The following is a 19,973-nucleotide window of genomic DNA, read 5'->3' as shown; positions in this document are numbered from 1 at the left end:
GGCGAGTGTGATATATCCGACTGGGCGAAAGTTAGTTTCTTCGGCCAACACGTCATATTCTCAGTAGATTATGAGCGCAGACGCGGATGTATTTTCATCGTTGAAGAAAACCGAGGCGCCGATCGGCATCTTCGACTCCGGTGTCGGAGGGCTGACGGTGGCCCGCGCGGTCATTGACCAGCTCCCGCATGAATCCATCATCTACGTCGGCGACACGGCCAACGGACCCTACGGGCCGCAGCCGATCGCGGCCGTACGGGCCCACGCGCTGGCGGTCATGGACGAGCTCGTGGATTCCGGGGTGAAGCTGCTGGTCATCGCGTGCAACTCCGCCTCCGCCGCAGTGCTCAGGGACGCCCGGGAGCGTTACACGGCGAGGTACGGGATCCCCGTGATCGAGGTCATCCAGCCGGCCGTCCGCCGCGCCGTCGCCTCAACCCGCACCGGCAATGTGGGGGTGATCGGCACCTCTGCGACGGTCAGCTCCCGCGCCTATGAAGACACCTTCGCCGCCGCCCCGCACCTGCGGATCACCTCGGCGGCGTGCCCCGAGTTCGTCGAGTTCGTCGAGGCCGGGGTGACGGCCGGGCCCGAACTGCTCTCGGCCGCCCGACGCTACCTGGAGCCGCTCAAGCGGGCGGACGTCGACACCCTTGTGCTCGGCTGCACCCACTACCCGCTCCTGACAGGCGTGATCTCCTACGTGATGGGCGACGGCGTCAGCCTCGTCTCAAGTGCGGAGGAGACCGCGAAGGACGTCTACCGGGCCCTCGTCTCGCACGACCTCCTCCGCGCCGACACCGCAGTGGCCCGGCACCGCTTCATTGCGACAGGGGACGCCGAGAGCTTCGAGGTCCTTGCCCGCCGGTTCCTCGGCCCGGAGGTGCTGGGCGTGCAGCATGTTGACCACGTCGCGGCCGAATACCCGACCGGAAGCCTCGCCAGGGTCACTCCGGACATGATTGCAGCAGCGGGGCGGACCTCATGAAGCTGACAATCGTCGGCTGCAGCGGGTCCTTTCCCGGCCCGCAGTCCCCGGCGTCGTGCTACCTGGTGAGTGCCGAGCACGAGGGGCGCACCTGGCGGATCCTGCTCGATCTCGGGAACGGATCCCTCGGCGCCCTCCAGCGCTACATCGACCTGCGCCAGATCGACGGAGTGTTCCTGAGCCACCTCCACCCGGACCACTGCATGGACCTGTGCGGGCTCCACGTTGCGGTCCACTGGGATCCTGCCGGATGGGGAAGGGAACGCATCCCGGTCTGGGGGCCAACGGCAACGGCGGACCGGATGGCCACCGCGTACGGGCTCGCGCTGAACCCCGGCATGCACGAGGATTTCGATTTCCACTCGTACAACCCGCGCACCGCCCTGCGGCTGGGCCCCTTCACCATCACCCCGTACCCGGTGCTGCACCCGGCCGAGGAAGCCTACGCGCTGCGCGTCGAGGTGACCGAGCCAAACGCCGGGGGAGTCCCCGAGACCCGGGTGCTCACCTATTCCGGCGACACCGATTCCTGCGACTCCCTGGTCGAGGCCGCTTCGAGCGCCGACATCTTCCTCTGCGAGGCGGCCTTCCATGAGGGGCGCGACGACGGAATCAGCGGTGTCCACCTGACCGGGCGCCGAGCGGGTGCGGTTGCCGCGGCGGCATCGGTGAAGCGCCTGCTGCTGACGCACCTGCCGGTGTGGAACGACGCCAACGTCTCAATCGACGAGGCCCGTGCTTCCTACTCCGGGGAGCTGGCCGTCGCCGTCGCCGGCGTGTCCTACACCGTCTAGTACACGGTGCAGGACACCGCCCAGCGCGGCTGCGCAGAGTAACTCTCCCTCACCGGCGATGTTGAACCGCTGCGGAATCCTCCCCGGGCTTCCCCCGGCGGTGTAGTCTGCGGAAAGCACCACCCCGCCGGGATGCCCGTCCCGGGCCGGGGCCGGTGTCCGTGTGAAAGGTCTCAAGAATATGGAACCAACCCCAACGGGCCCCGCCGAGCGCGGCCTCCCGCCGGAACCTTCGGGCGTGGAGCCCGGCCAGGAGCAGGGGGAACCCGAGCCCGGCGGCGCGGAGCCCGGCCAGGGCTCGGAAGCTCCAGCACGGCGCAGGCCGAGCCTCCGGATGCTGCTACCGCTGGCGGCACTGCTCGTTGCGGTGCTGCTCGTGCTGATCCCGCAGCTCACCTCGCGCTCGAACGCCTCCAACGAAGCCCAGCGCGGGGCTGTCACCGCACCGGCCACCGTCCCCCCAACCACCGTGCCCCCAACCAGCGCGTCCCCGCCGAGCGCGCCCGCAACGAGCGCGAAGCCCAAGCCGCCGGCCGCCAAGGCGGTGCCCAACCCCGGCCCCGCGGCCGCGGCCCCGACCCGGATCACCGTCGAGGCCGCGGGCATCGACGTGGCCGTGCTGCCGCTGAGCCCCACGGGAGCCGAGCTCGAGAGCCAGACGATCGTTCCCCCGTTCACCGACGACGGCTACTGGCTGACGTCCTACGGCACTCCGGGTGCAGGCTCCAGCAACACCACCTACATCGCCGGGCACAGCTGGGAAGGCCGCGAGGCCCCGTTCGACCGGTTCAGCACCCACACCGAGGTCGGTGACATCATCACCGTCACCACCCAGAAGGGAAAGCTCGACTACCGGGTCGACTCGATCATCACCCACGACAAGGACACCCTCAAGACGAGCGACATCTGGAACATCGTGCCGAACCGCCTTGTCCTCATCAGTTGCTACACGGAGGACCCGTGGGGCAAGAACGTCGTGGTGAGCGCCTCTCCCGTGAAGGGCTGACGCGGCCGCTGCCGGTGTCCGGCCCCTCCGCCGCCAGCCGGGCGGGGCACCGGTGCCGCCCGATTAGACTGGCTGCATGAGCCCAACGAACACCCCGTCCCCTTCTTCCCCCCAGTCCGCGCCGGAAGGACCGGACCCCGCCCAGGCACTTCGGGCGGACGGCCGCACCCCGGACCAGCTGCGCAACATCAGCATCACCCGGGGATGGTCGAAGCAGGCCGAGGGATCGGCGCTCATCGAATTCGGGAACACCCGCGTGCTGTGCACCGCCTCGCTGACCAGCGGGGTGCCGCGCTGGCTCAAGGGCGAGGGCAAGGGGTGGGTCACAGCGGAATACGCAATGCTGCCGCGCGCCACCAACACCCGCTCCGACCGCGAATCGGTCAAGGGAAAGATCGGCGGGCGCACCCACGAGATCTCCCGTCTGATCGGGCGCTCGCTGCGCTCGATCATCGACACCAAGGCGCTGGGTGAGAACACCATCGTGCTTGACTGCGACGTCCTCCAGGCCGACGGCGGAACCCGCACCGCCGCCATCACCGGCGCCTACGTGGCGCTCGCCGACGCGATCCGCTACGCGAAGGACAAGAAACTCATTCCCGCAAACGCCAAGCCGCTGATCGACACCGTCGCAGCCGTGAGCGTGGGGATCATCGACGGCGTGCCAATGCTGGACCTTCCCTACGTTGAGGACGTGCGCGCCGAGACGGACATGAACGTCGTCGTCACGGGTTCGGGGAAGTTCGTCGAGGTCCAGGGAACCGCCGAGGGCGCCCCCTTCGACCGCGTCGAGCTCGACGCCCTTCTCGACCTCGCCCTCCTGGGCACCTCGCAGCTGGCCCAGATCCAGCTCGACACCCTCAAGGATGCCGCCGGTGCCTGAGCATCAGTACCGGCTGGTGCTGGCAACCCGCAACAAGGGCAAGCTGCGCGAACTGCGCGAACTTCTCCGCGGCCAGGTCCCCGGGCTCGACGTCGACACGCAGGTCGTCGACGCCGAGACGGCCGGTGCGGCGGATGTCGTCGAGAACGGCGTCACCTTCGAGGAAAACGCGCTGCTCAAGGCCCGCCAGACGGCGGCGCGGACCGGCCTCGTGGCTGTCGCGGACGATTCGGGCCTCGCCGTCGACGTCCTCGGTGGAGCTCCGGGGATCTTCTCCGCCCGCTGGGCAGGACGCCACGGCGACGACCGGGCGAACCTTGAGCTCCTGCTTGCCCAGTTGGCCGACATCGAACCGGCCCACCGCGGTGCCGCCTTCCACTGCGCGGCAGCTCTCGCCGTCCCCGAGGGCGCGGTGCATGTCGAGATCGGCGAGCTGCGGGGCACGCTGCTCACCGAACCGCGCGGACACGGCGGGTTCGGGTACGATCCGCTGCTGGTTCCCTCCGGATTCGACCGGACCTGCGCCGAACTCACCCCGGAGGAGAAGAACCGCATCAGCCACCGCGGCCTCGCCTTCCGGGCGCTGCTGCCGTACCTGATCCAGGCGCTTGGGGCACCGGAGGCGGGCGCGGACCGCTGACCCGTTTTTGGCGGGCCGGGCAGTGAATAGGGCAGACTTGTTGGCAATATGACTACTTTCCTGCAGCAGGCGCTGACGACCCAGTCCGACGGATCCGCACTGAGCGGAATCTCCCAGTGGGCGGTGGACATCATGGAGACCATCGGTGCTCCCGGTGCCGGCCTGGCGATCGCCCTGGAGAACCTGTTTCCGCCGCTTCCCAGCGAGGTGATCCTTCCGCTCGCGGGGTTCACCGCGAGCCGGGGCAATTTCACCCTGTTCGAGGCGATTTTCTGGACCACCCTGGGGTCGGTCGTCGGTGCCTACGTCCTCTACGCCCTTGGGGCGTGGCTGGGTCGGAACCGGATGCGGGCCATCGTCTCACGGGTGCCGCTGATCGACCTCGAGGATGTCGACAAGGTCGAAGCCTGGTTCAGCCGGCACGGGTACCGGGCCGTGTTCTTCGGCAGGATGATCCCGCTCTTTCGCAGCCTGATCTCCATCCCTGCGGGCATCGAGAGGATGCCGCAGGGCAAGTTCCTGGTCCTGACAACCGCGGGCAGCCTGATCTGGAACACGATCTTCGTGCTCGCAGGCTTCTACCTCGGCGAGAACTGGCACCTGGTGGAGCGGTACGCCGACACCTTCCAGAAGATCGTCATCGTCGCGGTGATCCTCTTCGTTGGCTACTTCGTCGTGACCAAGGTGCTCAAGCGCCGCCGCTCGCGAGAGGTCCAGTGAGCCCCCTCCCGCCGCGGCTGGCCGAGGTATGGCCGCTCTTCGGCCTTTCGATCACAAGCCCCCGGCTGACGCTTACGCCGATACGGGACGATCAGCTGCCCGAGCTCATCGACGCAGCCCTCGCGGGCATCCACGATCCGGCCGTCATGCCCTTCAGCGTCCCGTGGACCGACGCGCCGCGGGAAATCCTCATCCGGGAAACCCTCAAGCACCAATGGCGCACCCGTGCGGCGGTCGAGCCGGAGAACTGGAGCGTGATCTTCGCCGTCGAGCATCAGGGGCGGGTCATCGGTACGCAGGACCTCGCGGCTCGCCGGTTTTCCCTGCTTCGCCGGGTTCGCACCGGGTCGTGGCTGACGCAGTCCGAACAGGGCAAGGGGCTGGGCAAGGAGATGCGCGCGGCCATTCTCCAGTTCGCTTTCGATCACCTCGGGGCTGATTCGGCGGCATCGGGGGCGGCGGCCTGGAACGGAGCCTCGCTGGGGGTCTCCGCCGCGCTCGGATACCGGCCGAACGGCACCTCCCTCGTCGAGGCGCGCCCGGGCGAGGTCGACCAGCAGCAGCTGCTGCTGCTGGAGAAGAGCGAGTTCCGCCGGCCGGGGTGGACGGCCGTCGTGGAGGGCTTCGACGCCGCCCGCCCTACACTGACAGGCGCTTGAGCTCGCGTGAAAGGTCGGTCGTCGGACCAAGGAGCCTCGCGTCGAGGCCGAGGCTCCGGGCGGCTTCGACGCTGACGGGCGACCCGTCAATGAACGTCACGGCCTCCGGGGGCGCGTCAAGGGCGGCAAGGACATGGCGGAAGATCTCCTGCGAGGGCTTAACCAGGCCGAGGTTTGAACTGAAGAACAGCCGTTCGAAGTACCGCAGCCAGGGCGCTCCGGAGAAGTTGGACACCATCGCTGCCGGCATGTTCGACAGCAGGGCAAGCCGCGCCCCCGAATCCGCGAGCTCATCGAGCACATCGAGGGTCTCAAGGTTGTAGTGGGACCACTGCCCGGCGTCGAGGGCGTCGAACCACGCGGCGCGGGCCGGGGAGACACTGCGCCCGGTGACGCGCGACCAGTAGTCGGCGGAGGAAAGAAAGCCAGCTTCGAAGGCGCCGCGAAGGGCCCAGTATGCGGAGGCGGGGTGGCGCAGGAGAGCTGCGGTTTCCTCCTCGAGGAAGTCCCAGTCCGCTGCGGTTGGCGCGGTGGAAATCACCGCGGCGTAGTCGAAGAGATACCAGTGCGGGGAACGGCTTGATCCGATCATGATTCAGCGTACGGGCCGGAACCGGTATGCGCAGTGGCCGCCGCGTAAACGTTATGTGAACTCAATCGGCGTTTGGCGCCGGTAGCCTTGTCTAGTGGGAATTGAGTTCACGGCTATCGACTTCGAGACAGCCAACGGGTTCCGCGGATCGCCCTGCGCCGTGGGATTGTCAAAAGTACGCGACGGCCGGATCGTCGAAGAAGCGCATTGGCTGATGCGTCCACCTCCCGGACACGACGCCTTCGACTCCCGCAACGTGGGTATCCACGGGATCACCGCGGACATGGTGGCCTCGGCCCCGCGATTCGGCGACCTGTTCCCCGAAATCGGCGGCTTCATCGGGGAAGACATCCTCGTGGCACACAACGCCGCCTTCGACCTTGGAGTGCTCCGCTCGGCCCTTGAGGTCTCCGACCTGCCGGGCCCGGGGTGGGACTACGCATGCACGGTTGTCCTCTCGCGGCGCAGCTACTCCCTTGCCTCCTACTCCCTGCCCTTCGTCGCCGAAGCCGCGGGCGTGCCGCTGCTCAACCACCACGACGCCGTCGAGGACGCGCGGGCGTGCGCCGGAATCCTCATCGATATGGCACGCCGGCAGGAGGCAGCCTCGGTGGAGCACCTGCTCGCCTCCCACGGCCTGCCGCTTTCGCGGGCCGAGCCCTACCTTCCAGGGATCGATGAGCTGTCAAAGGCAACGAGGACGGCCCTTGCCAAGGCGGCCGCCGGCATCGTCGAATGGGTGGGCTGGCCGGAGGAAGGCAGCAACCCCGACCCGAACAGGCTGGCGGATCCTTCCCACCCTTTGTACGGGCAGACAGTGGTGTTCACGGGAAGCCTCGGGATACCGCGTCCTCAGGCAAAACGGCAGGCCGCGCACGCCGGAGCCCAGCCCGCAAGCGCCGTGACGCGCAAAACGACAGTGCTGGTGGTCGGCGACGGGTTCGTCGCATCGGATCTGCGCAACGGCAGGGTCACCGGCAAGGCCCGCCGCGTCCTCGAACTGCACGAGCGCGGCCAGCAGATCGAAGTGCTTTCAGAAGCGGAGTTCCTGCAGATGGTCGGCGGGCGCTGGCCGGAGGGCAGCCAGTAGGGCTGGGCGCTTCCGGCCCCGGCGCCGGGTCAGAGGAGGAGCTTGAAACCCAGGTGGGACTGCTCGAAGCCGAGCCGCTCGTAGAAGCGGTGGGCCGACGTCCGTGACTGGTCGGACGTGAGCTGGGCGAGGCCCGCACCGCGCCTGCGCCCTTCAGCGAGGGCCCATTCGACCATCGCCCTGCCCAGGCCGTTGGAGCGCAGCGCCGCCTCCACCCGCACCGCTTCGAGCTGCAGCCTCGTTGTCCCCGCCCGGGCGAGGCCCGGGATGAACGTCAGCTGCATCGTGGCGACCACACGCCCCGCGCGGTCGACGGCGACGACGAGCAGCTGCCCGGGATCGTCGGTGATCGCCCGAAATGCGCGGTGGTAAGGGCCCATGGCCGCGGGATCCGTGCGCTCGGTTGGAGCACGGAGCTGGTCCGCGGCCAGCAGCGCAACAATCGGTTCGACGTCGTCTTCGGTCGCCGGCCTCAGCCGGTAGGCGCCCTGGAGTACCGGGGTTTCGAAATGTTCCACGCTGCAGTCTTCCACGTCTTGCGGCTTCCGTACGGACCGGCTCTCACTGCGGCGGAAGGCAGCCCGTTAGGGCGTTTCCCCGGTGGTCGCCGCGATCAGGGAATCGGCGAGGGCGGCAACCACGTCGGCACCCTCGAGCCGGTCCAGCCAGTCCCGGGGCAGGGCCGCGGAGCCGTGGAGCGCTCCAACGACATTGCCCGTGATCGAGCCGGTGGTGTCGCTGTCGCCGTCGTGGTTCACCGCCAAGGCAAGGGCCACCGCCACGTGCGCCGACGGGTCGGGCCCGCTTGACGCCAGAGCGGCATAGACCGCGATGGCGAGGGCCTCACCGGCGAGCCATCCTCCGCCGAGCTCGGCGGTAAGCCGCTCGGGAGCTGCGGGACCGGCCTCAGCGAGGGCGGCCGCCCGCCCGAGCCGGGCCGCCAGTTCCGTGGCGCCAAGTGCTTCGGCGTGGGCGACGGCGCCCCGGACGGCTGCCTCAAGCGGCAGTTCCTCATTCACGATCGACCGGATGAGCCCTGCGAACACCGCTGCGGGATACTGGGCGGCTGGATGCCCGTGGGTGAGGGCTGCTCCGTCGAGGGCGAGCCGGTCGCCCATTTCCGCCGGGATCCGCGGAACCAACCCGAACGGGGCCGAGCGCATCACCGCTCCGGCTCCCTGCGCGTCCGGGTTGAGCGGTTTGCGCCGGGTTCCCATGATCCCGCTGCGCAGGCCCGAAAGGCATGCGGCTCCGGGTCCGCGAAGCTGCCGCAGCACCGGTTGGGCGTCAATCCAGCGCGGAGGCGGCACCGGCGCCGGAGCCGAGGGCGTTTCCCCCTGGGTTCCGAGCCAGCGCAGGTAGGCAAGCCACAGGCAGGCGAGTTCATCGGCGGCAACCCCGTCATTGGCCCACTCGAGTGCCTCGACCAGCCCGTCCACTGTGTAAAGGGTGAGCTGGGTGTCATCGGAGAAGGCGAACGGTTCATCGAGGAGCCCCGGGTTGGTCAGGCCCTGGGCACCGAACCGCTCGCGGATATCTGAGACGCTGTCCATTTCCACCGCGTACCCGAGGGCGTCGCCGAGTGCTCCTCCGAGCAGGGAGCCGCGCACCCGCTCGGGGTATGTTGCTTGTTTTGGCATTTCCTCAGTCTAGGACGGGCTGAGGTGCCCCGTTCCACCCAGTGAGCTCCGGGCCACCTTCAGCACCCACCCAGCTTAGGATGGAACGCTGAACGGGTCGGCGCCTGAACCGGCGCAGTAGACCACCGCCTCCAAGCAAAGGACTTTCATGTCGCAGATCGCAGTGCCCCCATCCGCGGAGCCCGCCACCGCGCGGGCAGCCCCATCCATTCTGCCGCTGCGCAGCTACGGGCTGCCCGCGCGTTCAGCGGCGGAAGCAGCAGGGTCGTTCCTGCTGGTCTTTGCCGGGCTGGGCGTGACGATACTGAACACCCAGGCGGGAGTGCAGCCGACACTGGCCTTCGGCTTCGCGCTTGCTGCGGCGATGGTCGCCTTCGGCTACGTCTCCGGCGGGCACTTCAACCCGGCTGTGACCCTCGGCTCCGCCGCCGCCGGCCGCACGGCCTGGCAGTCGGTGCTCCCGTACATCCTTTCCCAGCTTGTTGGGGGTGCAGCGGCGGCGGGCCTGCTCTGGCTCCTTGTCAGCGCCAACGCGCAGCTCACAGACGTTGCAGGCCTCTTCGGAAGCGCTGCCAACGGGTTCGACGAGCACTCGGCGGCCCAGTTCCCGCTGACCAGCGCCTTCCTCGCTGAAGTCGCCGCGACGGCGATCCTCGTCGCCGTTTTCCTTGGCGCGACGTCGCACTCGGCGCGCCGGGGCACCGCACCCTTCGCCGTGGGCCTGACCTATGCCGCCCTGCTCACCTTCCTGCTCCCCATCACGAACGGCTCGCTGAACCCCGCCCGCTCAACGGCTTCGGCGATCTTCACCGGAACCTGGGCCCTCGAACAGCTGTGGCTGTTCTGGGCCGCACCCGTGGTTGGTGCTGTCATTGCCGGGCTGATCTACCGCAGCATCGATGCCGACCCCGCCGTCCGGATCTCCCGGTCCAAGAATGACGCCGGCGAAGGCAAGGACGCGGTCCCTGCGAAGGATGCCGCCGCCGCAGCCCCGCAGGCGGAGCGCAGCGAAGAGGGCGGACATTCCGAGCCCGTAGCCGACACCGCCGGCTCCGCAGCACCCGCCGGAACGACGGCGCACACGGATGAGCCTGCGACCGCCGACGGGCAGGCCGCGGAGCCCTCCGTCCGCCCGGCACCGGCCGACGCCGATGCCGAGGTGCGCTCGTTCTTCGATAAGAATCCGGGAACCACGGGCCGTAACTGACCCGTCCTGCCGGTGCTTCCCGCCGGTCCTCCAGCCCGTGTTTTCCGTCCCGGTCGATGTGCCGGGCCGGAAGCGCGGGCGAGGATCTTTGGGAGTGAACCGGCTGGCCGGTGCCTGCCGCCGACCTCTTGGTGCCGCGCCCGCGCGGTGTCTCAGGATTGTCGGCAGCAGGCGCTAGCGTTGAAAACATGCGGTTACTTCATACCTCCGACTGGCACCTCGGGCGGTCCTTCCACGGCACGGGGACCCTTCCCGCGCAGCGCCTCTTCATCGACAATCTCGAGAAGACAGTGCGCGAATGGGACGTCGACGTCGTTCTGATCTCAGGCGATGTGTACGACCGCGCGCTTCCCGGCGTCGAGGTGATCCAGCTCTTCGACGAGGCCCTCGACCGCCTGCGGGCCGCAGGTGCGGAAGTGGTCGTTTCGAGCGGAAACCACGACTCCGCCACCCGGCTGGGATTCGGCGGCCGCATCCTTGAGCGTGGGGGAGTGCACCTGCGCACCCGCGTCGAGGACATCGGCCGGCCCGTCACCTACCGCCTCGGAGACGGGGCCGAACTTGCCGTCTACGGCATCCCCTATCTCGAACCACGGGTGGTTGCGGACGCCCTGGGCGCCGAAAAACCCACCCACTTCAGCGTGACCGTGGCCGCACTGGACCTCATCCACGCCGACCTCCGCCGCCGCCGCGCCTCTGGCACCGTGCATTCGCTGGTCATGGCACACACCTTCGCCAGCGGAGGAATCACCTCCGACAGCGAACGGGAGCTGGCGATCGGCGGCCTCGGCGCGGTGCCACTCGACCTCTTCGATGGGTTCGATTACACGGCACTTGGGCACCTCCACGGCCAGCAGCGGCTGTCACCGACCGTTCGCTACTCCGGATCGCCCCTGGCGTATTCCTTCTCCGAAGCCCGCCAGACCAAGGGCGCATGGCTCGTGGAGTTCACAAACGCCGGCCTCGGACCGATCACGCCGGTCAAATGGCCCGCCGCGAAGGAACTTGCCGTGTTCGCCGGCCGCCTCGAGGAGATTCTCGCCGACGAAGCGCTCAAGTGGGCCGAAGATGCCTACTGCCAGGTCACGCTCCTTGACGCGGAACGTCCGCCCCGCGCAATGGAGCGGCTCCGGTCGCGGTTCCCGGGGACCCTCGTGCTGGCGTTCGAACCGGAGGGTCAGGTCCAGCAGGACGGCCGCACCTACAGCCAGCGCATAGCGGCGGCGGTCGACGACGCCGACATCTGCTGCGGATTCCTCGAGCACGTGCGTTCGCGACAGGTCTCCGCCGCCGAACGGGAACTGCTCGCGTCAACGGTTGACGCCGCGCTCAGCGAGGCTTCGGAACGATGAGGCGGCGGACGGCCGGGATGTTGAAGCGCGCAGCGGGCCGGGCGGGCGCCGCGTGAGGATTTCGAGTCTCGAGATTCAGGCTTTTGGTCCATTCGCAGAACGCCAGCGGGTGGACTTCGACGCGCTGAGCGCCCAGGGCCTGTTCCTGCTTAACGGACCCACCGGGGCCGGGAAGTCGAGCGTGCTCGACGCCGTATGCTACGCGCTGTACGGTTCGCTGCCCGGGACCCGCTCCGGCGCCAAGCGGCTCCGCAGCGACCACGCCCCGGAGGGGCTCGCCCCGGAAGTCGAAATGGAATTCACCGTCGGCGTCCGGAGGTTTCGGGTCAGCCGCTCCCCGCAGTGGGAGCGGCCGTCCAAGCGCGGCGGAGGCACGACAACCGAGCAGGCGCGCGTCCTGCTCTCCGAGCTGAGGGACGGCGACTGGGTCCAGCTCTCCGCACGCAACGACGAAGCGGGCCTCGAAATCCTCGACCTGCTCGGCATGGACAAGGAACAGTTCACCCGGGTGGTGATGCTCGCCCAGGGCGAGTTCGCGGCGTTCCTGAAGTCCGATGCGAAATCCCGCGGCGCGCTGCTTCAGCGGCTCTTCGCCACCGACCGTTTCGAGAAGATCGAAAACCTGCTGCACGAATCGGCGCATAAGGCCGCATCGGCCCTTGCCGCCGCCCAGGAGGCGCAACACCGCACCGTGGAACGGGCCATCGACGAGGCACGCCGCCACGGCATCGCCGGTGCATCCGACGGCGACGGTACGGCGGTGCCCGCCGGCGGGGACGGCGGCCCGGCGGCGCTCCAGCCACTCCTCGACCAGCTCAAGGCCAAACACGCGGCCGCCAAGGACTCGGCTGCCCGGTCGGCGGGGCTGCTCGTCGAGGAGAAGGAGAGGTCCGCTGCGCTTTCCGCCGCACGGAGGCGCGCCACCGCGCTCGCCCGCCTTCGGGCCGACGAGGAGGCCCACGCCGCGGAACGGACGACCGTCGAGCTGCGCAGGGCGGCACTCGACCGACACCAGCTCGCACAGGTGCTGGAAGGCGTGCTCTCAGCGGCAGAGGAGGCCGAGGGTGAGCACCAGCTGTGCCTTGGCCAATGGTCCGAGGCACTGGGCGCGCTCCGCGTTGATCCGGCCGCCCTGGAGTACCTCGCCGGCGCCGCCGCCGACCCGGTTATGGAACCAGCCGGCGCTGAAGCAGCGGACCCGGATGCCAGAGAGCTCGCCGAAGCCGTCAATGCCGTCTCGTCCGACCTCGGGGCGCTGCGCGCGGCGCTTCCCGAGGAAGAGCGGCTGCGGGGGTTCTCGCGCAGGGCCGATGAACTCGCCGCCGATATCGAAGCCTTCCGCGGCCGCGACGCCGAACTGGCAGGTGCCCTCGCGGTGCTGGCGTCCGAGAAGGCCGATCTGGCGAAGGACCTTGAGGAGCACCGGGCGGGGGCCGCGCTTGAGGGGCGCCGCGCTGAACTGCTTGAAACCGCCCGGCAGCTCGAATCGACAATCGCCGAATACGGTGCCGCCGACAAACGCCGCGCCGAAGCGGAACGGTTGTACTCCGCGGCCCACGAGGAGCACCTCGCACTCAAGGAACTCTGGCTGGAGAAGCTCCAGCTGCGGCTCGAGCAGGCCGCCGTCGAACTCGCGGCCCAGCTTGAGGACGGCGAGCCCTGCGCGGTCTGCGGAAGCCCCGAGCACCCGGCCCCGGCGCTCACCGACGGCACCGCTCTGGTCACGCATGACATCGAACAGGCGGCACGGCGTTCCGCCGCCGACGCCGAAGCGCGCCTGAACCAGGCACGCGCCGCGCGCGACGCCGCCGTGCTCGAAACCGCAGGACTCGCAGCCCGTGGCGGATCCGGAGACGCCGGTGCAGCCCGCGACGCAGCCGCCGTTGCGGCGGCACAGCTCCGCGAGGCGCAGGACGCGCGCCGGGCCGCCGACTCCGCTTCCGCCCGCCTCGACGAGGTCACAGCCAAAGAGCGCGAGCTCAGCACGCAGCAGGAAGCCGCGCGCCAGGACGCTGCCGATGCTGCAGTGCAGCTGCGGGGCGTCCAGGAGCAGGCGGATGAGCTGACGCAGCGCCTGAAAGGCTACCGCGGCACCCACGAAACGCTCGCCGCGCGCGTCGAAGCCCTCCGGGAGACCCACCGGCTGCTCATTCGAAGCCGGGAGGCCCTTGAAGCAGCAGACCGGAGCGCCCAGCGCACGGACCGCTCGGCACGTGCCCTCGCGCAGGCCCTTGACGGTTCCTCCTTCGCCGCCGCCTCCGACATCCGCGAGGCGCTTCTCGGCCCCGCGACGCTTGCCGAATACCGGGAATCAGTCCGCAGCTACGAGGCAACTGCCCACCGGCTGGCGCTCGAAGCAGAGGGAGACGAGATTGCCGCAGCGCTCGACGACGAGCGCCGCGGGTTGAGCATCCCCTCCGACGCGGAGGTCGAAGCGCTTACCCGGGCCCACGAGGCCCTCGCGGAACAGGCGAGGAGCGAAGACCTCGCAGCCGGGCTGCTCGGGCATTCAGTGGCTCAGCTCGAAGAGCTGAGCGCCACGTTCGCCGAACAGGAGGCGGCGGTGGGTCCCCTCCGCGAAAAGCACGCCCTGCAACAGGCGGTGGCAGACTCCGCCCGCGGCGGTGGTGAGAACCTCTACAAGATGTCCCTGAGCACCTACGTCCTTGCCTCCCGCCTTGAACAGGTGGCCGAAGCTGCCACCGAGCGGCTGCTCGCCATGTCCGACGGCCGGTATGCCCTCGTGCACAGCGACGCCCTCGCCGGCAACCGCAAGGCAGGACTCGGCCTGAGCGTCGTCGACGGCTGGACGGGGAACCGCCGCGACACCTCCACCCTTTCCGGCGGCGAATCGTTCATGGCGTCGCTCGCGATGGCGCTTGGCCTCGCAGACGTTGTGCAGCAGGAGGCCGGCGGGCTCGAGATTGAGACCCTGTTCGTCGACGAGGGATTCGGCTCCCTCGACGACCAGGCGCTTGAACAGGTGATGGACGCGCTGGAGGGGCTGCGCAGCGGAGGCCGGGTCGTGGGCCTCGTCAGCCACGTCGCCGAGCTGAAGCAGCGCATCCCGGTCCAGCTCCAGGTCCTCAAGGGACGGCAGGGCTCCACCCTCCGTTTCGTGGAGGACCTGGCCGCGATCTAGGGGCTGGGCGCCCCCGGCCCGCTTGTCGCTGCCACCCCGGGGACAGCCGGGGTTTCGTGTACAATTGTCGGGTTACCGGGTAGGGCGCATCGGGAGGAGGGACGATGCGCGATCTCAGCCACCCGGATACCTAATGTTCCAGTTTCCCCGTTCCACTCCAGCGGCCAAACAGCCGCGCACTCCCCGCACAGCAAGCCGCCTCGGCCGCTTCGGGCTCCTCCCCGAACTTGCGGGCAATTCCTTCCTTCCGATCGGGTTCATAGCCCGGCTTCCGCTCGCGATGCTCACCGTCGGCGCGCTCACGCTCGTGACCTCCGCCAGCGGCTCCTACGCGCTCGGAGGGTTCGCCGCCGGGGCCGTGGGCGTCGGCTCGGCAATCGGAGCGCCTGTCTTCGGATTCCTCGCGGACCGGCTGGGTCAGCGGATGGTCCTCCTCACCACCTCGGTCCTCAACACGCTGGCGATCCTCACGGTCCTGATCTTCGGGGCATCGGTCACTGCGACAACAGGCGGGCCGGCAGTGCTTGCCGCCGCCTTCGCAATGGGCCTCACCTCGCCGCAGATCGGTCCGATGGCGCGTGTGCGCTGGGTTGCGCTGACGCAGGGCCGGCGGGCCGATGACCTCGACACAGCGCTTTCCTACGAAAGCACCGCTGATGAACTGACATTCGTGCTCGGGCCCGCACTCGTGGGACTGCTCGCGTCTTTGGTGGCTCCGTGGCTTCCGCTCGCACTCGCCGCCGTGTTGACGATCGCCATGGTGACGGCGTTCGCCCTGCACCGCACCGGCAGGGCCGTCGCCCCCACCTCCGGCCGGCGGCGCACCCGCGCCTCCGCTCCGCGCCGGAGTTTTGTGCTGATCGCCGTGCCCGTGCTCGGAATGGTCGCGATGGGAACGTTTTTCGGATCGACCCAGACGGCGCTCACCGCTTTCGCTGGACAGTTCGATGCGGCCGAAGCGGCGGGCCTCCTGTACGCGGTCATGGGACTGAGTTCGGCCGCGGCCGCGCTGTCGGTGGCCTACTGGCCCCGCGCTTTCGGCCACCCCTGGCGGTGGGTCCTTTCCGCTGCGGCAATGGCCGCCCTGAGCGGGCTGTTCTTCCTTCCGGGCACCATCCCGCCGATGCTCCTCGTCCTGTTCCTGCTCGGCATCCCGGTCGGACCGACGATGGTCACGATCTTCAGCATCGGCTCGGCCGTTGCCCCACCCCACCTGCTCGGTACCGTCATGACCCTGCTGGCCAGCGGAATCGTCGCAGGCACCGCCATCGGCTCGGCAGCCTCCGGGGCGCTGGCAGATACTGCGGGGCCCACGGCGGCCTTCCTCGTCTCCGTTGCAGCCGCCGGCGCGCTGCTCCTGCTCGGCCTGGCGAGCGTGCTCGGCCTGCGGACAAAGACCGCTTCCCCGGCGGCCGGCTAGTCCGGAACAGGCGCACACCCGGGCGCGGCTGCGCCTCGGGGTCCGCGGCGGACCGGCCCCGGCCCGACGGGCAGTCGAGATCTGCCGGCGGCGGGAGCCTCCGGGGACGGATTCATGGTGGTCGCCATCCCACCGCTGATATCGTTCTTTACTGGAACCCAACGTTCAACGACCGACGGCTCCGCAGCGCCGGCGGCGGAGCACCTCCTTGAGTGAGCGCCGCACTCGAGTGAACGAGGCACAGGATGACCGCCACACCGAGCGACCCTTCTTCCGAGAGTGCCGCGGCGCCGCCACCCGATGCGGCCCCGTCCGGGGCCACACCGCCCACTTCAACCCAGTCCGGTGCCGCCCGTTCCGGTCCTGTCCCGCCAAGAATTCCGCGGGTCCCCACGCCCCGCGCCCAGCATTTCCGGGGAAGCCTCGGGCGGTTCGCCACCGGCGTCGCGATCGTCGCCTTCGACGGCCGGTCCAAGCGCTTCGGGCTCACCGTCAACTCCTTCACTTCGGTGTCCCTTGAGCCGCCGCTTGTCCTCGTCAGCATCGCCCGCACCACGAAAGCGCACGACGAGCTCGCCGGGCGGCCCTTCAGCGTCAACATCCTCGGTGCCGAGCAGCAGCAGCTCGCAATGCACTTCGCCGGCCGTCCCACCGAGGAGCCCAGATGGATTGAAGGCGGCACCGCGCCCCGGCTCGCAGGGGTCCTGGCGTTCTTCGAGTGCACCCCCTGGGCGGCCTACGACGGCGGCGACCACACCCTTTACCTCGGCCAGGTCGTCCACTTCGACTACCGCAGGGGTGACGCCCTCGCCTACGTCAACAGCAGGTTCACGACAATCCCCGAGTCGCTGCTCGGAGTGGAGGACCTGCTCTAACCGCTTCCCGTCCAGCCACAGCCAACTACTCAACCACTGGAGTACCCATGGGCATCCGCACCGGCCGGCAGTTCCTCGACAAAATCAATTCGATGCATCCCTCGATTCTCATCAGCGGGGAGGTCGTCACGGAAAACGTCGCAGAGCACCCGGCCTTCCGCAACGTCGCTCGCACCTACGCCAAGCTGTTCGACATGCAGCACGACCCGAAGTTCAGCGAGGCGCTGACCTATGAATCACCGTCGACGGGGGACAGGGTCAACGCGTCCTTCCTCGTCCCGCGGACGGTCGGCGACCTCGAGCGCCGGCGCAGGGCAATCTCCACCTGGGCCGAATACTCGAACGGATTCCTCGGGCGCACGGGCGACTACATGAACAGCTCGTTGACCGCCCTGGGCACCGCCGCGAAGTGGTTCGGACAGGCCGACCCGGAATTCGCTGAGAACATCAGGAACTACTACGAGCTGTGCCGGGAGCAGGACCTGCTGGCAACCCACACGCTCATTCCGCCGCAGGTCAACCGCTCGGTGTCGGGCTCCGAGCAGCTCGGCGGACAGCTTGCCGCGCGTATCACCGAGGAGCGCGAGGACGGCGTCGTCGTCAACGGAGCCCGCATGCTCGCCACAATCGCGCCGATCGCCGACGAACTGCTGGTCTTCCCGTCGACCCTGCTGCGCAACACGCCCGAAGACGAGCCCTATTCCTTTGCGTTCGCTGTCCCCAATGACACCCCGGGCCTGCGGTACCTCTGCCGCGGCCCGCTCTACAACGGCGGCCCCACCCACGACGAGCCGCTGGCGAGCAGGTTCGAGGAGATGGACGCCGTCGCCGTCTTCGACAACGTCTTTGTCCCGCGCGAGCGGATCTTCATGCTCGGCCACCCTGACCTGTGCAACGGCTTCTACGCCGAAACGGGAGCGGGGGCGCTCATGACGCACCAGGTGGTCGCCCGCACCATCGCCAAGAGCGAATTCTACCTCGGACTCGCCTCCGAGCTGGCCGGAGCCATCGGCACCGACGGCTTCCTCCACATCCAGGAGGACCTCGCCGAACTGATCCAGATCGTGGAGATCGGCAAGGCGCTGCTCCGCGCCTCCGAGGTTGACGCCGCGCCCAACGCGGAGGGGGTCATGCTTCCGAAATGGTCAACGCTCAACGCCGCCCGGAACTGGTATCCAAAGGTGTCGCAGCGCTTCCCGCAGATCATCCGCAAGTTCTCGGCCAGCGGCCTGATGGCGCTTCCCGGTGAGGCCGACGTCGCAGGCCAGGCCCTCGCCGACATCGAGCTCTACCTGCAGGCGAAGACGCTCACCGGTCCGGAACGGGTCCGCCTGTTCAAACTTGCCTTCGACGCAAGCATCTCGGGGTTCTCAGGGCGTCAGGCCCTCTATGAGTACTACTTCTTCGGCGACCCGGTGCGGATGGCAGGGGCCCTGGTGAACAGCTATGACCGCGGGCCGGCGCGCAGCCGGGTCCGCGAGTTCCTGGCGAGGGAAGACGAGACCCCGGAAAAGTGAAACCGTGAATTAATTAAGGGAATCTTCCCCGATCCGGAGCGGGGAATGCGTATGATCGATCTCACACTACCGAACGTTCTGTCGGTTATTCGATCCGTCCCTTGGAGTGACAATGACGTCTTTCACCGCTGCGCAGGCCTCGGGCCACCGCACCTCCCGCGAGGAGCGCCGGGTCCTTGCCGGCACACTCGTCGGAACAACCATCGAGTGGTACGACTTCTTCATCTTCGCCCAGCTCACCGCGACGGTACTTGGCGCGCTGTTCCTCACGCCGCTCAAGGAGTCGAATCCGGGCCTTGCCCAGGTCCTCGCGTTTTCCCTGATCGGCATCAGCTTCCTCTTCCGCCCCCTCGGGGCGATCGTGGCCGGCCACCTCGGGGACCGCATCGGAAGGAAGTCGGTCCTCGTCTTCACCCTCATCCTCATGGGTGCGGCGACGGCACTGATCGGGCTCCTGCCCACCTATGCTTCGATCGGTGTCTGGGCGCCCGTCCTGCTGATCCTCCTGCGCATCCTCCAGGGGTTCTCGGCCGGTGGCGAGTGGGGAGGAGCGGCCCTGATGTCCGTCGAGCATGCTCCGATCAGCAAGCGCGGGCTGTTCGGCGCATACCCGCAGATCGGGGTGCCGATCGGCATGATCCTTGCCACAGGCACGCTCCTGATGCTGCGCACCGCCATCCCGGAGGACCAGTTCCTTGAGTGGGGCTGGCGCGTGCCGTTCCTGCTCTCGGTGGTGCTGATCGTCGTCGGGTACCTGATCCGCCGTGCCGTCAGCGAGAGCCCTGTCTTCAAGGAGATGGTGGCCCGGAAGGCCGAAAGCAAGGCGCCGCTGCGTGAACTGTTCCGCAAGAACACCCGCGAAGTGCTCCTCGCTGCAGTCATCTTCATCGGCAACAACGCCGCGGGCTACCTCGTCATCGCCTTCTTCATCTCCTACGCCACAACCGCATTGAAGATGCCCGTGGTGCCGGTGCTGCTCGCTACAACGCTCGCCTCCTTCGGCTGGCTGATCTTCACCATGGTCGGCGGGTGGCTCTCGGACCGGATCGGCCGCGTGCGGACATTCCAGATCGGCTACGCCCTCGTGTTCGTCTGGATGCTTCCGATGTTCCTGCTGGTGGATACCGCAAACATCTTCCTGTACGGGCTGGCCCTCTTCGTCCTGACCATCGGGCTGGGGCTGTCCTACGGCCCGATGTCGGCGATGTACGCGGAAATGTTCCCCGCCAACGTGCGGTACTCCGGGATCTCAATCGGCTACGCGCTGGGTGCCATCCTCGGCGGAGCGTTCGCGGCGATGGTCGCGCAGCTCCTGCTCGAGACCTACAAGTGGTCGGGGGCTGTTGCCATCTACATCATGATCCTGTGCGCCATTTCCTTCATTGGCGTCACCCTGGTCAAGGAGACCCGCGGCGCCCCCTTGGGCGTGTCAGCTCACTGACCCGGTC

The 19,973-nt window shown here is 68.5% G+C and carries 18 protein-coding genes; 15 read left to right on the top strand and 3 right to left on the bottom strand.

Features of this window, described 5'->3' with window-relative positions; genetic code table 11:
* Positions 1 to 70 precede the first annotated feature (70 nt).
* The 7 genes from murI (at position 71) to AC4D2R_RS07205 (ending at position 5,690) form a co-directional block, all read left to right on the top strand.
* Positions 71 to 988, top strand: a complete 918-nt coding sequence (gene murI / locus AC4D2R_RS07235) for a glutamate racemase (RefSeq protein ID WP_490938864.1) — start codon at positions 71 to 73, stop codon at positions 986 to 988.
* Entirely contained in the window at positions 985 to 1,782 is a 798-nt protein-coding gene (locus tag AC4D2R_RS07230) for an MBL fold metallo-hydrolase (RefSeq protein WP_490899859.1), read from the top strand. Before murI ends, AC4D2R_RS07230 begins: the two co-directional genes overlap by 4 nt.
* 181 nt (positions 1,783 to 1,963) lie before the next feature.
* The gene (locus AC4D2R_RS07225; RefSeq protein ID WP_490938862.1) at positions 1,964 to 2,788 is read left to right on the top strand and encodes a class F sortase; all 825 of its coding nucleotides are present in this window, start codon (positions 1,964 to 1,966) and stop codon (positions 2,786 to 2,788) included.
* A 76-nt stretch (positions 2,789 to 2,864) separates the two neighbouring features.
* Complete coding sequence (gene rph / locus AC4D2R_RS07220) at positions 2,865 to 3,671, top strand: ribonuclease PH (RefSeq protein ID WP_490938860.1); 807 nt, start codon at positions 2,865 to 2,867, stop codon at positions 3,669 to 3,671.
* Positions 3,655 to 4,311 (top strand): RdgB/HAM1 family non-canonical purine NTP pyrophosphatase, encoded by a 657-nt coding sequence (rdgB, locus tag AC4D2R_RS07215; RefSeq protein ID WP_490938858.1) that lies wholly within the window; start codon positions 3,655 to 3,657, stop codon positions 4,309 to 4,311. The genes rph and rdgB overlap by 17 nt, the downstream gene beginning before the upstream one ends.
* A 48-nt stretch (positions 4,312 to 4,359) precedes the next feature.
* Positions 4,360 to 5,031 (top strand): DedA family protein, encoded by a 672-nt coding sequence (locus tag AC4D2R_RS07210; RefSeq protein WP_490938856.1) that lies wholly within the window; start codon positions 4,360 to 4,362, stop codon positions 5,029 to 5,031.
* Positions 5,028 to 5,690, top strand: a complete 663-nt coding sequence (locus tag AC4D2R_RS07205) for a GNAT family N-acetyltransferase (RefSeq protein ID WP_490938854.1) — start codon at positions 5,028 to 5,030, stop codon at positions 5,688 to 5,690. The genes AC4D2R_RS07210 and AC4D2R_RS07205 overlap by 4 nt, the downstream gene beginning before the upstream one ends.
* Here AC4D2R_RS07205 and AC4D2R_RS07200 read toward each other — a convergent pair.
* Entirely contained in the window at positions 5,671 to 6,282 is a 612-nt protein-coding gene (locus tag AC4D2R_RS07200) for an HAD-IA family hydrolase (RefSeq protein ID WP_490938852.1), read from the bottom strand. The two genes, AC4D2R_RS07205 and AC4D2R_RS07200, sit on opposite strands and share 20 nt — an antisense overlap.
* Before the next feature lie 94 nt (positions 6,283 to 6,376).
* Here AC4D2R_RS07200 and AC4D2R_RS07195 point away from each other — a divergent pair, with 94 nt between their 5' ends.
* Entirely contained in the window at positions 6,377 to 7,372 is a 996-nt protein-coding gene (locus AC4D2R_RS07195; protein WP_490938850.1) for a 3'-5' exonuclease, read from the top strand.
* A 29-nt stretch (positions 7,373 to 7,401) separates the two neighbouring features.
* Here the strand turns inward: AC4D2R_RS07195 and AC4D2R_RS07190 are convergent, their stop codons facing one another.
* Both AC4D2R_RS07190 and AC4D2R_RS07185 read right to left on the bottom strand, forming a co-directional pair.
* Positions 7,402 to 7,890, bottom strand: a complete 489-nt coding sequence (locus tag AC4D2R_RS07190) for a GNAT family N-acetyltransferase (protein WP_490938848.1) — start codon at positions 7,888 to 7,890, stop codon at positions 7,402 to 7,404.
* Between the two features lie 66 nt (positions 7,891 to 7,956).
* Entirely contained in the window at positions 7,957 to 9,012 is a 1,056-nt protein-coding gene (locus AC4D2R_RS07185) for an ADP-ribosylglycohydrolase family protein (protein ID WP_490938846.1), read from the bottom strand.
* A gap of 148 nt (positions 9,013 to 9,160) precedes the next feature.
* Here AC4D2R_RS07185 and AC4D2R_RS07180 point away from each other — a divergent pair, with 148 nt between their 5' ends.
* The 7 genes from AC4D2R_RS07180 (at position 9,161) to AC4D2R_RS07150 (ending at position 19,966) form a co-directional block, all read left to right on the top strand.
* Positions 9,161 to 10,219, top strand: coding sequence for an aquaporin (locus AC4D2R_RS07180; RefSeq protein WP_490938844.1), 1,059 nt, complete (start codon positions 9,161 to 9,163; stop codon positions 10,217 to 10,219).
* Positions 10,220 to 10,407: 188 nt separating this feature from the next.
* On the top strand, positions 10,408 to 11,571 hold the full coding sequence (locus AC4D2R_RS07175; RefSeq protein WP_490938842.1) for an exonuclease SbcCD subunit D: 1,164 nt from the start codon (positions 10,408 to 10,410) through the stop codon (positions 11,569 to 11,571).
* A 52-nt stretch (positions 11,572 to 11,623) separates the two neighbouring features.
* Positions 11,624 to 14,713: an AAA family ATPase gene (locus tag AC4D2R_RS07170; RefSeq protein ID WP_490938840.1), complete on the top strand. Its 3,090-nt coding sequence runs from the start codon at positions 11,624 to 11,626 to the stop codon at positions 14,711 to 14,713.
* Positions 14,714 to 14,846: 133 nt separating this feature from the next.
* Positions 14,847 to 16,133, top strand: coding sequence for an MFS transporter (locus AC4D2R_RS07165; protein ID WP_490938838.1), 1,287 nt, complete (start codon positions 14,847 to 14,849; stop codon positions 16,131 to 16,133).
* Positions 16,134 to 16,378: 245 nt separating this feature from the next.
* A complete protein-coding gene (locus AC4D2R_RS07160; RefSeq protein ID WP_490938836.1) occupies positions 16,379 to 17,008 on the top strand; it encodes a flavin reductase family protein in 630 nt (209 codons plus the stop codon).
* A 47-nt stretch (positions 17,009 to 17,055) separates the two neighbouring features.
* Positions 17,056 to 18,525 carry a 4-hydroxyphenylacetate 3-monooxygenase, oxygenase component gene (hpaB, locus tag AC4D2R_RS07155; protein ID WP_490938834.1) on the top strand — a complete coding sequence of 490 codons (1,470 nt, stop codon included), beginning with the start codon at positions 17,056 to 17,058 and terminating at the stop codon, positions 18,523 to 18,525.
* 112 nt (positions 18,526 to 18,637) lie between these two features.
* On the top strand, positions 18,638 to 19,966 hold the full coding sequence (locus AC4D2R_RS07150) for an MFS transporter (protein ID WP_490899875.1): 1,329 nt from the start codon (positions 18,638 to 18,640) through the stop codon (positions 19,964 to 19,966).
* Positions 19,967 to 19,973 lie beyond the last annotated feature (7 nt).

This window comes from Arthrobacter sp. TJ-217, from assembly GCF_058269255.1.
Note: the sequence above shows the minus strand (reverse complement) of the source record. Positions and strands in the feature narration are given on the sequence as shown.

Excerpts from the sequence above, each read along its gene's own strand:
- murI (WP_490938864.1), top strand. The coding sequence starts at position 71 with ATGAGCGCAGACGCGGATGTATTTTCATCGTTGAAGAAAACCGAGGCG.
- AC4D2R_RS07230 (WP_490899859.1), top strand. The coding sequence starts at position 985 with ATGAAGCTGACAATCGTCGGCTGCAGCGGGTCCTTTCCCGGCCCGCAG.
- AC4D2R_RS07225 (WP_490938862.1), top strand. The coding sequence starts at position 1,964 with ATGGAACCAACCCCAACGGGCCCCGCCGAGCGCGGCCTCCCGCCGGAA.
- rph (WP_490938860.1), top strand. The coding sequence starts at position 2,865 with ATGAGCCCAACGAACACCCCGTCCCCTTCTTCCCCCCAGTCCGCGCCG.
- rdgB (WP_490938858.1), top strand. The coding sequence starts at position 3,655 with ATGCCGCCGGTGCCTGAGCATCAGTACCGGCTGGTGCTGGCAACCCGC.
- AC4D2R_RS07210 (WP_490938856.1), top strand. The coding sequence starts at position 4,360 with ATGACTACTTTCCTGCAGCAGGCGCTGACGACCCAGTCCGACGGATCC.
- AC4D2R_RS07200 (WP_490938852.1), bottom strand. The coding sequence starts at position 6,282 with ATGATCGGATCAAGCCGTTCCCCGCACTGGTATCTCTTCGACTACGCC.
- AC4D2R_RS07185 (WP_490938846.1), bottom strand. The coding sequence starts at position 9,012 with ATGCCAAAACAAGCAACATACCCCGAGCGGGTGCGCGGCTCCCTGCTC.
- AC4D2R_RS07180 (WP_490938844.1), top strand. The coding sequence starts at position 9,161 with ATGTCGCAGATCGCAGTGCCCCCATCCGCGGAGCCCGCCACCGCGCGG.
- AC4D2R_RS07175 (WP_490938842.1), top strand. The coding sequence starts at position 10,408 with ATGCGGTTACTTCATACCTCCGACTGGCACCTCGGGCGGTCCTTCCAC.
- AC4D2R_RS07165 (WP_490938838.1), top strand. The coding sequence starts at position 14,847 with ATGTTCCAGTTTCCCCGTTCCACTCCAGCGGCCAAACAGCCGCGCACT.
- AC4D2R_RS07160 (WP_490938836.1), top strand. The coding sequence starts at position 16,379 with ATGACCGCCACACCGAGCGACCCTTCTTCCGAGAGTGCCGCGGCGCCG.
- hpaB (WP_490938834.1), top strand. The coding sequence starts at position 17,056 with ATGGGCATCCGCACCGGCCGGCAGTTCCTCGACAAAATCAATTCGATG.
- AC4D2R_RS07150 (WP_490899875.1), top strand. The coding sequence starts at position 18,638 with ATGACGTCTTTCACCGCTGCGCAGGCCTCGGGCCACCGCACCTCCCGC.